Here is a 14,158-nt window from a genome sequence, read left to right as displayed (position 1 = left end):
CCATGAAGCATGCACGACTGACTATTGCCCTCGGCCTCGCCGCCTTGACCGCTGCGTGCGGTAAGAAAGCGGAAACGCCGGTTGCGGCCGAGACCAACCAGGCGGCGCCCGCCGCCGCCATGAGCGGTGACATGGGCAATATGGCGATGGCACCAGCTGCCACTGCGCCGATCATGGCCAAGGGTCATGGCACGGTCACCGCGATCGACAAGACCGCTGGCACGATCACGCTCGACCATGGCCCGATCCCGGAAGCCAACTGGCCGGCAATGACCATGGCGTTCAAGGCCGCGCCTGCGATATCCGACGCGGCGAAGGTGGGCGACAAGGTCGATTTTGATGTCACGCTTGTGGGCAGCGCCGGTGAGGTAACAGCGATCCAAAAGAAGCCTTAAGCAGGGGATTTTATAAGGCCCATTAAAGGCTAATTAACCTCGTTCCTTCACGCTTCAGTGATGAAAAAAGAACGAGCTGGGCGCGAAACGCAGATCAAGATTGGAAGAACCGAGCGGTGGCAGTCGTGATTGCCACCGCCTTCGGTTGCGTGGCGCTTCTGTGTGTCATTATCTGGCCGTTCTTCAGCGACTACAAGACGGTCGTAAAAATTCAGAGCGCGGGCGCTGCTGCGTTTGCGACATATTTTCTAATGTTGGGATCGCCCACTGCGGCGGTGGCATGCCTCATTTCTTGCGCGCAACTCCTCGTCTCAGCGTCAGTGCGTGACCGCTATGTCGTCGTGCGACTCTATGGGGCCAGCCTCATTGTGTTGTCCTTCCTATCGGTCATAACATGGCACGGAATACCATCCGCGCTGGCGTTGACCGGCAGTTCGCTGGGTAGTCTAGCCCGCTTGCAGACATCGACGACGCGTATGAAGGGTCTGTTCCTCGTGGGGGCTCCATTTTGGCTCGCCCATAATTTGATCGTTGGAGCCCTTTTCGCCTTGGGCACCGACGTTGTTTCTTTGCTCTCGAACTTTGGGAATTTGTTGAAGTTTGCGGTGAGACGTTGGCGCGAATCAGCCTTTCATGACGCTGCCACTAGAGCGGCCATAGGCTATTAAGCGCTCGGGTCTTTTTCCTATGTGGGATCATGACCTAACCACAACCATCTGAAAGGCCCTTCAGATCTGACTGTACACGGCGGGCTTCCGAATCAAAGTGGTTGACGGTTGCGCATGGGTAACGCGCTGAAGGCGCCGAATTCGGGCAAGACTCGGCGGTGTGCGGGCGGCGTGACATCCATACCTGAACGCTGATAAGTTTGGCGGACGCAGGTCAAAGGATCGTTCGTCGGACAAGCATTTTGGTGGGGAAGTGCCGCTCTATTAGCACACGCTAGCAGACTGCGTCTGGTCGAGTAGCCGATCAACGTCAGACGTAGCCGCTCATAGATATTTCGATATTATCCTGAACTCCTCTACCGCCGAGCCAACGGCCTCCGTGCCGTCGGCATGGACGAGGCAATGATCGATATGGTCGTTAATAAGCGCTCTCTTCGCGCTGGCGACTGCCTTTTCGACTGCATGAAGTTGCTGGACGATCTCGACGCAAGGTCGACCAGCCACGATCATATCGACAGTGCTGCGCAAGTGGCCACCAGCGCGATTTAATCGCTTGACGATCGCGGGATGACTTTCGTGCCTGTGTTCCGTCATCCGCAAGACCTCCTGCAACGCGCTACATGGCTTTACATATCCTCCAGGGGAGGATAACTCAAGCGCGTCCGATATCCCCCATGGGGGATAGGGTCGCAAATCAATCGGAACAAACGCGACGTGATCTCCGTCCTGGCAAACCGCACCTATCGCCATCTTTTCATGGCTCAGGTCATCGCGCTTATCGGCACGGGGCTCGCAACGGTCGCGCTCGGTCTGCTAGCCTATGACATCGCCGGCGGCAGCGCGGGCGCGGTGCTCGGCACGGCGCTCGCGATCAAGATGGTTGCCTATATCGGTGTCGCGCCGGTCGTTGGCGCCTTCGCCGACCGCCTGCCACGTCGCGCGTTTCTTGTCAGCATGGATCTCGTGCGGATGGCCGTGGCGATCTGCCTGCCATTCGTGAGCCAGGTCTGGCAGATCTATGTCCTGATCTTCGTGCTGCAATCGGCCTCCGCGGCGTTCACGCCGACCTTCCAGGCAACCATCCCCGATATCCTGCCAGAGGAGCGCGACTATACCCGCGCGCTGTCGCTGTCGCGGCTCGCCTATGACATGGAGAGCCTGACCAGCCCGATCCTCGCTGCCGCGCTGCTGACCGTCATCAACTTCCACTGGCTATTCTCGGGAACGGCGATCGGGTTTCTGTGCTCGGCACTGCTCGTCGTGACGACGGTCCTGCCGCGCGCGGTGAAATCAGAACCGAGAAGTGGCGGGATTTACGCCAAGACCACGCGGGGTACGCGCATCTATCTGAAGACGCCGCGCCTGCGGGGGCTGCTGGCGCTGACCCTCGCTTCAGCTGCGGCCAGTTCGATGGTCATCGTCAACACGGTGGTAATCGTGCGTGGTAATCTCGGCCTCACGCAGCGCGATGTTGCCTTCACCCTTGCGGCTTTTGGCGCAGGCTCGATCCTTGCCGCGCTGACCCTGCCACGTATCCTCGATCGGGTCGCCGATCGTACGATCATGATTGGGGCTGCGGCAGCAATGACGATCGGTCTCGCCCTTCTGGCGATGCTCACGGCAAGCTTTGGGGCAGCGCCCGGTTATTGGCGCATGGTCCTGATCGGCTGGTTCATACTCGGTATCGCCTATTCGATGAGCGTGACGCCATCGGGCCGATTGCTTCGACGGTCGGCCAATGCCGACGACCGCCCGGCCTTGTTCGCCGCGCAATTCGCGCTCAGCCACTGCGCCTGGCTGATCTGCTATCCCCTGGTGGGGCTGTTGGGCGCCAGTATCGGGCAGACGGCGGCGTTTGCGGCAATGGCGGCGATTGCGGCCGCCGGAACCCTGGCCGCCTTGTGGCTCTGGCCCAGCGCAGATCCCGATACGGTGAACCATGACCATGCGGATCTCGCGCCCGATCATCCCCATCTGCGCGGTGATCACGGCAAGGCGCGGGAGCATGCGTTCGTTATCGACGATCTCCATCAGCGCTGGCCACGCCGATGACTTTCATCTCGACTGTCATGATCCCTGTCTTGCGGCGCGCTTGTGGACCGACCGTGTTCGCGATACCCGTATCGACATGACGGCATCGTCGGTCAGATTGCGCTCTTCGGTGCGGGCCTGTGCCCGCTTGCGCCTTTTTGCGCTCTCGGCGATTCTGGCGCTGTTCGGGATGCTGGCGCTTGCCACCTGGCATGACGCTATGCCGCACGTCCATGATGCCGCGCATGGCATCAGCGTCGATCGGGATCATCATGATCACGCCCCGGCCGAGCAGCCGGACACACCCGACCTGATGCATCTGGCGGCTCATGCGGTGCTCCAGACAATCGACATGCCTGCACAGACTGTTGTTGTTGCGCTGTTGAAACCTGTCGCGGCGATCTGGGCGCGCGAACCTGCCGAAGCGGCGCGGTCTATCGCACCTTCGTCAATTCTGCGTCCCCCGCGAGGCTGAATTCACGCGCGTAGCGCGTGCCGTCATTGCAGCCTTTTTTGGGGATAAGAATATGAGAGCCTTTATAAGCCGGCTGCCGCGTCGCGTGGTGTCCGGCATGATGGGCGCGACCTGCGTCGCGGCGCTGTGCGCACCCGCACAGGCGCAAGTGGCGCCGCCGTTTGCTACACTGCTACGCCAGACCGCCGATGCGCCCCGGCGCATCGAAAGCGAAGCCGAGGTTCGCCGGTACGAGGGTCTAGCACGCCAGGCGCGCGCCCGACCCAATCCGACGATTGGCGTGCTCACCGAGAATGTTGCGGGATCGTCTCCCTATCGCGGGGTCGATCGCGCCGAGACGACGCTGCAATATAGCCAGCCGCTCGAAATCGGCGGCAAGCGTTCGGCGAGGATCGCAGCCGGAGAGGCCGGCGTCGCTGCGTCCCGCGCCCGCGATCATGATGCGAAGATCCGCTACGCTTATGATCTTGCACGCGCTTATGCAGCGGCGGACGTCGCAGACCAGCGGATAATGCTCGTCGAAGGCGAGGTCGAGCAAGCGCAGAATATCCTGCGCGCCGCTCGCGTGCTGGTCGATGCCGGCAAGGAAGCGCGGCTGCGCGCCCTGCAAGCAGAGGCCGCGCTGAACGCCGTGACCGCCGATCTTGAGGGGACGAAAGCGGATCGCATTGCGGCCTATGCCCGTCTCTCCGCACTCGCCGGCGTCGACGAGACCTTCACCGGCTTGTCGGAATCGCTCCTGACCGTGCCGGTCGCGGCACCGGCTTATGGCCCCGTCGATCCGATGACGAGTTCGTCCTTTCTTGCCGCGCAGGCAGAGCGGGAGGCTGCCGAGCGCCGCCTGACCGCCGAACAGAAGCGGGCAATCCCCGATGTGACGGCAATCGTCGGCGTGCGGCGTCTCGATTATGAGAATGCGACCGCTCTCACGGCGGGCGTCTCGATCCCGCTGAACATCTTCGATCGCAACCGCGGCAATATCGCCGCCTCGGAAGCAGAGGCACAGGCCGCCGCTGCAAGATTGGCCATGGCGCGTAACGATGCGATTGCCGAAGCCCGCGCGGCCGGGGCGCAGATTGCGGCCGCACAGTCGCGGGTTGCCGCAGCGGAGGCATCGCAACGCACCGCGGAAGAAACCTATCGTCTCGCTCGCATCGCCTATGAGGCTGGCAAATCCCCGCTCGTCGAATTGTTGAACGCCCGCCAAGGCCTTGGCGCGGCACGCGGGATCGTCCTCGACGCCAAAGTGGCCAGTTTCGAGGCGCGCGCGCAGCTCGCCCGCCTCCAGGGCCGCACCCTTTCCGGAGGTGAGATCCAATGAACCCCGAACGCAATAAGCTTTATGCCGGGGCCGCGATGGGTCTCCTCCTCGCCGCCCTTGCCGGTTTCGGTGTCGCCAGAATGACTGGCCCATCCGCACCGACAGCCGAGACGGAGGCGGCGGCCGATGCTGCTCAAACCGACACCGTCGTGATCACCCAGGACGGTATCAAGACCTCGAGGATCGGAGTCGCACCCGCAGCAGCCGGTGGCGTCGCCGGCATCATCCTCGCCAGTGCCACCGTTGAGGCAACGCCAGATGCCGAAGCGGTGCTCACTGCCCGGGCAGCGGGCACCGTTACCCGGATCTTCAAGCGGATCGGTGATCCGGTCAGCGCCGGCGAAACGATTGCCCTTGTCGAGAGCCGCGATGCGTCGGCGATCGCCGCCGATCGCAGTACGGCTGCCGCAAGGGTTACGCTTGCAAGCCGACAACTGGCGCGCGAGCGAATACTGCTCAATCAAGGGGTGTCGCCCCGGGCAGACTATGAGACCGCCGAAGCCAATCTGGCGGTCGCTCAGGCCGAAGCCCGGCAAGCCAGCGCTGCCGCCAGCGCGGCAATGGTCTCGCGCGACGGCAGGTCGGTTGCGGTGGTCAGTTCGATCTCCGGCCGTATAACATCCGCACCCGTCAATCTCGGCGCTTTCGTGCAGGCCGAGACCGAGCTGTTCCGTGTCGCCGATCCGCGCCGCCTTCAGATCGAGGCGAGCATGCCGGCAGCGGACGCATTGCGTGTGAAGGCGGGTGACAGGGTCGAGCTGACGACCAACAACGGCCAGAAAGTGGAAGGCCAGGTCCGCTCGGCGACCGGCGTGGTCGATCCGCAGACGCGGCAAGCGACGGTGGTCGTGACGCCAAGCGGAGGCGGCGGCCTGATCGCGCCCGGCCAACTCGTCCAGGCGCGTATCTTCGCCAGCGGCGGCGATGCGGCCTCCGGCGTGAATGTGCCGCAGGATGCGGTCCAGACGCTAGGGGATCGCTCGGTGGTGTTCGTGCGAACCCGCCAGGGGTTTAAGGCGCAGACCGTGCGGGTTGGAACGCGCAGCGGCGGCATGGTCGAGATTGCCTCGGGCCTCCCTGCAAACACGGTGATCGCCACCACCAATGCCTTCCTGCTCAAGGCCGAGCTTGGCAAGGGGTCGGCGGAATGATCGCGCGGATTTTAGGGCTCTCGGTCAGAGCGCGATGGGCCGTTGTGTTCATCACCTTCCTCGTCGTCCTGTTCGGTGCCTGGCAGATCACCCTGCTGCCGATCGACGCGGTCCCGGACGTCACCAACCGCCAGGTCCAGATCAACAGCTTCGTGCCGACCCTCGGACCGGTCGACATGGAGAAGCAGGTCACCTTTCCCGTCGAGACAGCGCTTGCCGGTATTCCCGGTCTGCAGACGACCCGCTCACTCACGCGTAACGGGTTCAGCCAGGTCACCGCGGTCTTCAGGGACAGCACCGACATCTATTTTGCTCGGCAGCAGGTTACCGAACGGGTCGCTCAGGCCAAGGACAGTCTGCCTGCCGGCGTTCAACCCCAACTCGCGCCGCTCACGACGGGTCTGGGCGAGATTTTCATGTTCAGCGTCGCGTTCGACCATCCCGACGGCAAGGGCGTTAAGGTGGTCGACGGTCAGCCCGGCTGGCAGTCCGATGGTTCCTATCTGACGCCCGAAGGCGAGAAACTGACCACGGTGGTTGCCAAGGCCGCTTATCTGCGAACGGTCCAGGATTGGATCATCAGGCCGCAGATGCGCACCGTGCAGGGTGTTGCCGGTGTCGATTCCAACGGCGGCTATGTGAAGCAATATGTCGTCGAGCCCAATCTGACCGCGCTTGCATCCTATGGCGTCTCGGTCACTGACCTCGCCGACGCGCTCGAACGATCGAACCTGTCGGCGGGCTCCAACTATGTCCGCCGTGCCGGCGAATCCTTTCTCGTTCGCGCCGACGCGCGGCTGCGCTCGGTCGCCGACATAGAAGAGGCGGTGATCGCCACGCGTGCCGGCGTCCCGGTGCGCGTGAAGGACGTCGGCCAGGTCGTCATCGGGGGCGCGGTGCGGACCGGATCTGGCAGCGTCGGCGGGTCAGAAGCAGTCATCTCGACTATCCTGATGCTCACTGGCGAGAACAGCCGCATCGTTGCCAATCGCGTCGCCGACAAGCTGGTCGAAATCAACAAGACGTTGCCGCCGGACGTTGTTGCAAGCCAAGCCTATAACCGCTCCAAGCTGGTCAATGCGACCATCGCCACGGTCGAGAAGAATCTGGTCGAAGGCGCACTGCTGGTCATCGTCGTGCTGTTCCTGCTGCTCGGCAACATCCGCGCCGCGCTCATCACGGCGGCGGTGATTCCGATCACCATGTTGATGACTGCGGCGGGCATGAATGAGCTCGGTGTCTCGGGCAATCTGATGAGTCTCGGCGCACTCGATTTCGGCCTGATTGTCGATGGCGCAGTCATCATCGTCGAAAACGCGCTCCGGCGCCTCGCCGAGCGGCAGCACAAGGAAGGAAGACTCCTAACCCGACTCGAACGCCTCACCGAAACCACTCACGCCGCGCAGGAGATGGTCCGGCCAACCGTCTATGGCCAGGCCATCATCTTCCTCGTGTTCATACCTTTGCTCACCTTCCAGGGCGTGGAGGGCAAGACGTTCGCACCGATGGCGATCACGCTGATGCTGGCTCTGGCCAGCGCGTTCATCCTGTCGATCACGTTCGTGCCGGCGATGGTCGCGTTGCTGGTGACCGACAAGGTCAGCGAGACCGAGGTCAGATCGATCCGCTGGTTCAAGGAGAAATATCAACCGGCGCTCACCCGCGCCGTGGCGCGGCCAATGCCGTTCATTCTCGGCGGCGCAGGCGTGTTTGCGGCAGCGGTGCTGCTGTTCGGTACGCTTGGACAGGAGTTCATGCCGCAGCTCGACGAGAAGGACATCACGGTCACCAACTTTCGTATTCCATCCGCCTCGATCGACCAGTCGACCGCGATGCAGCTCGACATCGAAAATGCACTCAAGACATTGCCCGAGGTGGCATTGGTCTTTTCCAAGAACGGCAATGCCGATCTGGGTACCGATCCGATGCCGCCTAATGCGTCCGATACCTATGTCATCCCAAAGCCTGAAAAGGAGTGGCCAGCCGAGGTCAAATCCAAGGAGGATATCCTTCGGCGGATCGAGGAACGGATGAAGCCGCTGATCGGCAACCGTACCGAGATCCAGCAGCCGATCCAGATGCGGTTCAACGAGCTGATCGCGGGCGTTCGCTCTGATGTGGCGGTCAAGCTCTATGGCGACGACCTGGACGCGATGAGCGAGGCGGGAGGCCGAATCGCGACCGCGCTGCGGACCATTCCCGGCGCGGCGGACGTGCAGGCGGAGCAGACATCCGGCGCGCCGACCTTCGACATCAAGGTCGACCGCCAGGCGGCGGGCCGTTACGGCCTGTCGGTCGAGGAGGTCGCCAGTACGGTCGCGGCCGCCCTGGGTGGACGCGAAGCGGGCTTGTTGTTCGAAGGCGATCGACGCTTCGCTGTGGTGGTGCGACTGCCCGACGCACAGCGCGACGATATCGACACCTTGGGATCGATCCCGGTCATGCTACCATCCAACGGTGCCGGGAACGCGCGTTCCATCCCGCTCAGCGAAGTGGCGCGCTTCACTTACACCGAGGGGCTCAACCAGATCAGCCGCGAGAACGGTAAGCGGATGGTCGTCATCCAGGCCAATGTGCGCGGCCGCGATCTTGGCGGATTCGTCGCGGAAGCCCAGACGAAGATCGCCGATGTGAAGCTGCCCGCCGGAACCTTCACCGAATGGGGCGGCCAGTTTGAGAGCCTTCAGTCCGCTTCCGAGCGGTTGGCGATCGTCGTGCCGCTTTGCTTCGTCCTGATCTTCGCGCTGCTCTACATGGCACTGGGCGGCGCTTGGCCGGCGCTGGTCGTGTTTACGGCCGTTCCCATGGCGCTGGCCGGAGGTGTGTTCGCTCTGGCCCTGCGCGGGATACCTTTCTCCATTACGGCGTCGGTCGGGTTTATCGCGCTTTCCGGCGTGGCGGTTCTCAACGGCCTTGTCATGATGAGCGCGATCCGCAAGCGGCTTGACGATGGCGAGGGGATCGACGGGGCGATCATTGGTGGCGCGATGGAACGAGTACGGCCTGTGTTGATGACCGCGCTCGTTGCGAGCCTGGGCTTCATCCCAATGGCGCTTGCCACCGGAACCGGAGCGGAGGTGCAACGACCGCTTGCGACTGTAGTGATCGGGGGGCTCATCACGTCGACGGCGCTGACGTTGCTCGTCCTACCGGCGATCTCGGCGCTAATGTTCCGGTTATTGGCGAAAAGGAAAGGTATCCAGGAGCCACCGATAAAGGTTGTGGCGGCGTGAGGGGGCGTCTCCAATAAATTTGGTGGATAGCTAGGCTGAAAGGCAGACTAACCGGCGACACTCTAATCGTGCCGGCCACGGTGTCCGGCCGAGCAATCGATGCGGTGCTCGACATCGGTTCGTCTGGTCCGCGATGTCGCGGTGACGTAGGGCGGTTATGCGCGCGTCCTGCCTTCGCGATAATCGCAGACTTGGGGGCGGCCTCGGCCGCCTTTGGCTGTCCGATATTATGCTCGGAGCAGATGTGCTGGCCGGGGCTGCGGCGTTCGCGTTTTCGACGCGACGGTTCGCATTGAGAAGCCACCCAGCTTTGTAGCGGGGTCGGAATGGACTGAATTTGCGCACGACAGGGTGCCAGACAGGAACTGTTTCCCCTCGCTTTCCGGCACCTCGGCACGCAGGGTCGGAAGCCGTGTCTCCCATCATCGCCGGCACGCTCAGCGCGCCCATTATGCCGACTTCACCACCGGCATGGGCACGCGCATTTAGCGATGGCTTCAGGCTGGAAGGCTGCGCGGCCCCAGCATGATGATGCCGGTACCTAAGAGGCAGACCGCAGCGCCGATGACATCCCAGCGATCTGGGCGGATTCCTTCGAAGGCCCAGAGCCAGAACAAGGATGTGGCGATATAAACCCCGCCATAGGCAGCATAAGCACGACCGGCCGCATTGCTATCGACCAGAGTCAGCAGCCAGGCGAACAGCGCTAGGGCGGCCATCCCCGGCACCGTCCACAGCAGCGTTTTGCCAAGCCGCAACCACGCCCAGAAGGAGAAGCATCCAGCGATCTCCGCGAAGGCGGCGGCAATATAGGCGAAAGCTGTAGGCATTAGACGTCACTCTGCTTGATTTTATGCGCCATGAGCTGGAGGGTCCGCTGCAGATTCTCATCAAACGTCCGCATGAGCGTCTCCCATAACAGGAGCGAGCGCCTCCAAAATGCGGCATTCAGCGACGGTTCCGCCTTCGCATGAAGCGATGAGCGTGCTCAATTCGCGCCGCAACGCGCTGAGATCGGCGATCTTGCGGTCAACCTCACGCAGATGCTCTGTTGCGATCCGGTCGATCGTGGCGCAATCGCGGCCGCGGTCGTCCGAAAGGTCCAACAACGCGCGGACGCGCTCGATCGGAAAGCCAAGATCGCGCGCGCGGCGAATGAACGACAGTCGGGCAAGATGGTTCTCGCCATAGTGGCGATAGTTCGCTTGCGTTCGCGCCGGCGGAGGCAGCAGGCCGGTTTGTTCATAATAGCGGATCGTTTCAACCTTCGTGGCAGTCGCCCGCCCCAATTCACCAATCTGCATCACAGAACCCTCTAGTTACTATAGAGCGCATATAGGACGACGAAACCTGCCGGTCGAGATCGCGATTTGCATTGCGAGTTGCACTTTCCGATCCGAACGATCTGGATATCGCGCCGGAGCGAGCGGCCGGAAAGAGACGCGATATCGATATAGGGCATTGTTGCAACTAAGTCGCAAAACGCTTGACCCTCTAGCTGCTAGAGGGTGTATTTGATGGGGATGTCATTCCCCGATCATCCCGAATCGCGCAGCACCATTTCTGCCGTCCGCCATAGCGCGGCGCCGTTGATCCGCCGCACTATGGCGGTCCTGGCAGTATTTCTCTGTCTGGTTGGTGTCAGCACCATCGCCCACGCCGAAACTGCTGACGTGCAGACAGCTTGGCGGCTGCTCGACTATATGGCGGTCGACTATGGCGGTGCCGTCAGCGGTGGCCGGATCAAGAGTGTCTCGGAATATGCCGAGATGACCGAATTCGCGGCTTCGGTATCCGCCCGCCTTATGGCCCTGCCACCCACGCCGGCGCGCGGACAGCTGATCACGGGAGCTACCCAACTCCGGGGTGTGATTGCCGCGAAGGGCGAACCGAAGGAGGTCGCGCGCATCGCCCATAGCCTCGCTGCCGACCTCCTCAAGGCCTATCCGGTGCCTCTCGCGCCGAGCAAGGCGCCTGACCTTGCTCGCGGCGCCTCGTTGTTCGCGCAGAACTGCGCGAGCTGCCACGGCATGACCGGGGATGGACATGGCCCCGATGCCGTAAAGCTCTCGACGCCGCCAATCGCCTTTAGTGAGATCGTGCGCGCGCGGCAGCGCAGTCCCTTCGCGCTCTATCAGGTCATCGATCAGGGCATCGATGGCACCGCGATGCAAAGCTTTGCGACCTTGCCGAGCGACGATCGCTGGGCGCTGGCTTTCTATGCCGGCCGCTTCGCTTTTCCCGAAGCTCTCGCGAACGAAGGCGAGCGGCTGTGGAAATCCGATCCCGGCCTGCGGCAAATGATCCCCGACCTGACGACACTCGCGGGGCTGACGCCTGAGGTGCTGGCAAAGTCGATTGGGGTTGCCAAGGCCGACGCTGTGATCGCCTATCTGCGCCGCCATCCGGACGTGGTGATCCAGCAAGCGCCCGGTTCGCTGACCATCGCGCGCGAAAAGCTGGCACAGAGCCTTTCCGCCTATCGTGGTGGCGACCGCCACGCCGCCCAGGAACTTGCGCTTTCGGCCTATCTCGATGGCTTCGAACCCCTCGAGCCGATGCTGACCGCGCGCGATGCTACGCTCATGGGGCACATCGAAAGCGCCATGGGCGAGTTCCGGGCATCGCTCCAGCAAGGTCGCCCCGCCGACGAGATCGCCACGCGCATCCAGGTGCTCGACGGTCTGTTCGACGACGCCGAGGCGGCCTTGTCCCCGGACGCGGCGAGCACTGCATCGACCTTCCTGGGCGCCTTCACCATCCTGCTGCGCGAGGGACTCGAAGCCCTGCTGATCGTCGTCGCGATGATCGCCTTCCTGCGCAAGGCCGAGCGGCCCGAGGTGCTGCGCTACGTCCATGGCGGATGGATCGGGGCGCTGGCGGCCGGAGCCTTGACCTGGGGAATCGCGACCTATGCGATCGGGATCAGCGGCGCGAGCCGGGAGCTTACCGAAGGGTTCGGATCGCTGTTCGCAGCCGTCGTCCTACTCTCCGTGGGAATCTGGATGCACGGCAAGGCGCAGGCGGACCAATGGCAACGCTACATCAGGGAGAAGATGTCGCGCGCACTGTCGCGGCAGTCGGCCTGGTTCCTGTTCGGCCTGGCCTTTATCGTCGTCTATCGTGAGGTGTTCGAGACGATCCTCTTCTACGCAGCGCTCTGGACCCAGGGCAATGGTGGCACGATGCTGGCAGGCGCCGGCTCGGCGGTGCTGCTACTGGGACTCATCGCCTGGGCCATGCTGCGCTACAGCCGCGACCTGCCGATCGCGAAATTCTTCGCCTACAGCGCGTGGCTGATGGCGATCCTTACTATCGTCCTCGCCGGCAAGGGCGTGTCGGCGCTACAGGAAGCCGGCATTATAGACATCGCGCCGCTTGGCGGCGGCATCCGCGTCTCCATGCTTGGTATCTTCCCGACCTTGCAGTCAATGGGCGCGCAGCTCCTGATGCTCATCGCAGTGCTTGGTGGCTTCCTCCTGAACCGGCGCCGTGCCGCTGTGGCGGTCGGCTGATGCAGCCGGCAACAACGACGACGATTTGCCTTGACCCTCTAGTTGCTAGAGGGTGCATAGAGATTCCATGATGCTTGTTCGAGAGTATGATCATGGTCTGTAATAGCTGTCAGTCCGACGCACCGCCGACGCCGGATCCGCGCTGGCGCCGCATGCTCTGGATCGCGCTCGCCATTAATCTGGCGATGTTTCTCGGCGAGATCGTCGCGGGCATCGCTTCGGGATCGCGATCGCTTCAGGCGGACGCGCTCGATTTCCTGGGCGATTCCGCCAATTACGCGATCAGTCTTGGGGTCGCCGGCATGGCACTGGGCTGGCGGTCCCGTGCCGCGTTGCTTAAGGGCGGCACGATCCTCGCCTTCGGCCTTTATGTCCTCGTCACGACGGTGCTTGCGGCGCTGGGCCGCGGCGTGCCGCAGGCGGAGACGATGGGGATCGTCGGGGTGATCGCGCTGATCGCGAACGGCAGCGTTGCACTCATGCTCTATCGCTACCGCAGTGGCGACGCCAACATGCGCTCGGTCTGGATATGCTCGCGCAACGACGCAATCGGCAATCTTGCGGTCCTTCTGGCTGCCGCCGGTGTCGTCGGCACGGGCACCGCCTGGCCCGATCTCGCTGTCGCCTTGATCATGGCGGCCTTGGGCATCTGGGGCGGCCTGCAGATCATCAATCAGGCCCGTGCAGAGCTACGCCCGAAACCGGCAAGTCAAGTCGAGGCACAACAGACGTTGGCCTCCACGAACTTGTAGTTGCCAAAAGGAGCATAGATGTCCGCCCGCAGTCACGGCGACGCCGGTAAACTGAGCCGATATCGTTTGCGGTGTCATCGCGATCATCTCGCTGCGCCCGGGGAGTGGGCGCTGGCCGAGGCGATCCCGGCATGGCACGACGCGCGTCCTGTTTTATTGCAGACTCTCCGATGACGGCTTTATTTCTTCATGCGACGAGCGGGACTAGCCCGTTACCTGCGTTCCTGTTAGAGCGTGATCCGTGCGACGCCTGCTGAACATCCTTGCGTATTTGGCGATCGCCCTCTCCTTGGGGACGACGGCGACCGCGCATGTGATGGAGCGGCCGGATATCGTCGTTGCATCAACCGAAACGGGCGTCACCGAAATTGCGCTGGGTCATGCGCCCGGCGACGCCGATCAGGTGCCCTCCGATGGTGACAAGGGATATCCCCATCATCATGGCGGTTGCCACGGCGATCATGTCGCAGCGCCCGTCAAGGCGACCAGCGCCGCATGTTTAGGCGATCTTCGGCTCGCTCCCATTTTCGCGAGCCATTCGATGCGCCCGCTCTCTACCGCCGATCCGGCGCTGAGGCCCCCCCAAGCCTGACGATCCGCTGACCCCGCCGGCTGTT

At 62.9% G+C, this 14,158-nt stretch carries 13 protein-coding genes; 10 read left to right on the top strand and 3 right to left on the bottom strand.

The window, feature by feature from the left end:
• Positions 1 to 2: 2 nt before the first annotated feature.
• On the top strand, positions 3 to 395 hold the full coding sequence (locus ACI2JO_RS13810) for a copper-binding protein (protein ID WP_182914071.1): 393 nt from the start codon (positions 3 to 5) through the stop codon (positions 393 to 395).
• A 116-nt stretch (positions 396 to 511) separates the two neighbouring features.
• On the top strand, positions 512 to 1,063 hold the full coding sequence (locus ACI2JO_RS13805) for a YgjV family protein (RefSeq protein ID WP_232016452.1): 552 nt from the start codon (positions 512 to 514) through the stop codon (positions 1,061 to 1,063).
• Between the two features lie 324 nt (positions 1,064 to 1,387).
• On the opposite strand, the gene ACI2JO_RS13800 is transcribed toward ACI2JO_RS13805, so the two are convergent.
• Positions 1,388 to 1,657 carry a metal-sensing transcriptional repressor gene (locus tag ACI2JO_RS13800; protein ID WP_082679252.1) on the bottom strand — a complete coding sequence of 90 codons (270 nt, stop codon included), beginning with the start codon at positions 1,655 to 1,657 and terminating at the stop codon, positions 1,388 to 1,390.
• Between the two features lie 120 nt (positions 1,658 to 1,777).
• On the opposite strand from ACI2JO_RS13800, the gene ACI2JO_RS13795 reads away from it, so the two are divergent.
• From ACI2JO_RS13795 to ACI2JO_RS13775, 5 genes are read left to right on the top strand one after another with little or no spacing between them, the layout of a single operon-like run.
• Positions 1,778 to 3,115, top strand: coding sequence for an MFS transporter (locus ACI2JO_RS13795; RefSeq protein ID WP_066608855.1), 1,338 nt, complete (start codon positions 1,778 to 1,780; stop codon positions 3,113 to 3,115).
• Positions 3,069 to 3,569 carry a hypothetical protein gene (locus ACI2JO_RS13790; protein ID WP_404721264.1) on the top strand — a complete coding sequence of 167 codons (501 nt, stop codon included), beginning with the start codon at positions 3,069 to 3,071 and terminating at the stop codon, positions 3,567 to 3,569. The genes ACI2JO_RS13795 and ACI2JO_RS13790 overlap by 47 nt, the downstream gene beginning before the upstream one ends.
• 52 nt (positions 3,570 to 3,621) lie before the next feature.
• Complete coding sequence (locus ACI2JO_RS13785) at positions 3,622 to 4,890, top strand: TolC family protein (RefSeq protein WP_066608858.1); 1,269 nt, start codon at positions 3,622 to 3,624, stop codon at positions 4,888 to 4,890.
• On the top strand, positions 4,887 to 6,041 hold the full coding sequence (locus ACI2JO_RS13780) for an efflux RND transporter periplasmic adaptor subunit (protein ID WP_066608865.1): 1,155 nt from the start codon (positions 4,887 to 4,889) through the stop codon (positions 6,039 to 6,041). The genes ACI2JO_RS13785 and ACI2JO_RS13780 overlap by 4 nt, the downstream gene beginning before the upstream one ends.
• Positions 6,038 to 9,274 carry a CusA/CzcA family heavy metal efflux RND transporter gene (locus tag ACI2JO_RS13775; RefSeq protein WP_275488663.1) on the top strand — a complete coding sequence of 1,079 codons (3,237 nt, stop codon included), beginning with the start codon at positions 6,038 to 6,040 and terminating at the stop codon, positions 9,272 to 9,274. The genes ACI2JO_RS13780 and ACI2JO_RS13775 overlap by 4 nt, the downstream gene beginning before the upstream one ends.
• A 497-nt stretch (positions 9,275 to 9,771) precedes the next feature.
• On the opposite strand, the gene ACI2JO_RS13770 is transcribed toward ACI2JO_RS13775, so the two are convergent.
• Both ACI2JO_RS13770 and ACI2JO_RS13765 read right to left on the bottom strand, forming a co-directional pair.
• Positions 9,772 to 10,104, bottom strand: coding sequence for a YnfA family protein (locus ACI2JO_RS13770; RefSeq protein WP_404721263.1), 333 nt, complete (start codon positions 10,102 to 10,104; stop codon positions 9,772 to 9,774).
• 60 nt (positions 10,105 to 10,164) lie between these two features.
• On the bottom strand, positions 10,165 to 10,578 hold the full coding sequence (locus ACI2JO_RS13765) for a helix-turn-helix domain-containing protein (RefSeq protein ID WP_404721262.1): 414 nt from the start codon (positions 10,576 to 10,578) through the stop codon (positions 10,165 to 10,167).
• 300 nt (positions 10,579 to 10,878) lie between these two features.
• Here ACI2JO_RS13765 and ACI2JO_RS13760 point away from each other — a divergent pair, with 300 nt between their 5' ends.
• From ACI2JO_RS13760 to ACI2JO_RS13750, 3 genes are all read left to right on the top strand, one after another.
• On the top strand, positions 10,879 to 12,789 hold the full coding sequence (locus tag ACI2JO_RS13760; protein ID WP_404721354.1) for an FTR1 family protein: 1,911 nt from the start codon (positions 10,879 to 10,881) through the stop codon (positions 12,787 to 12,789).
• 92 nt (positions 12,790 to 12,881) lie between these two features.
• On the top strand, positions 12,882 to 13,541 hold the full coding sequence (locus ACI2JO_RS13755; protein ID WP_404721353.1) for a cation transporter: 660 nt from the start codon (positions 12,882 to 12,884) through the stop codon (positions 13,539 to 13,541).
• 241 nt (positions 13,542 to 13,782) lie between these two features.
• A complete protein-coding gene (locus ACI2JO_RS13750) occupies positions 13,783 to 14,133 on the top strand; it encodes a hypothetical protein (protein WP_404721261.1) in 351 nt (116 codons plus the stop codon).
• Positions 14,134 to 14,158: the final 25 nt, after the last annotated feature.

It is taken from the genome of Sphingomonas sp. NPDC079357 (genome assembly GCF_044901155.1).
In the GTDB taxonomy this organism is placed as follows: Bacteria; Pseudomonadota; Alphaproteobacteria; order Sphingomonadales; family Sphingomonadaceae; genus Sphingomonas.
Note: the sequence above shows the minus strand (reverse complement) of the source record. Positions and strands in the feature narration are given on the sequence as shown.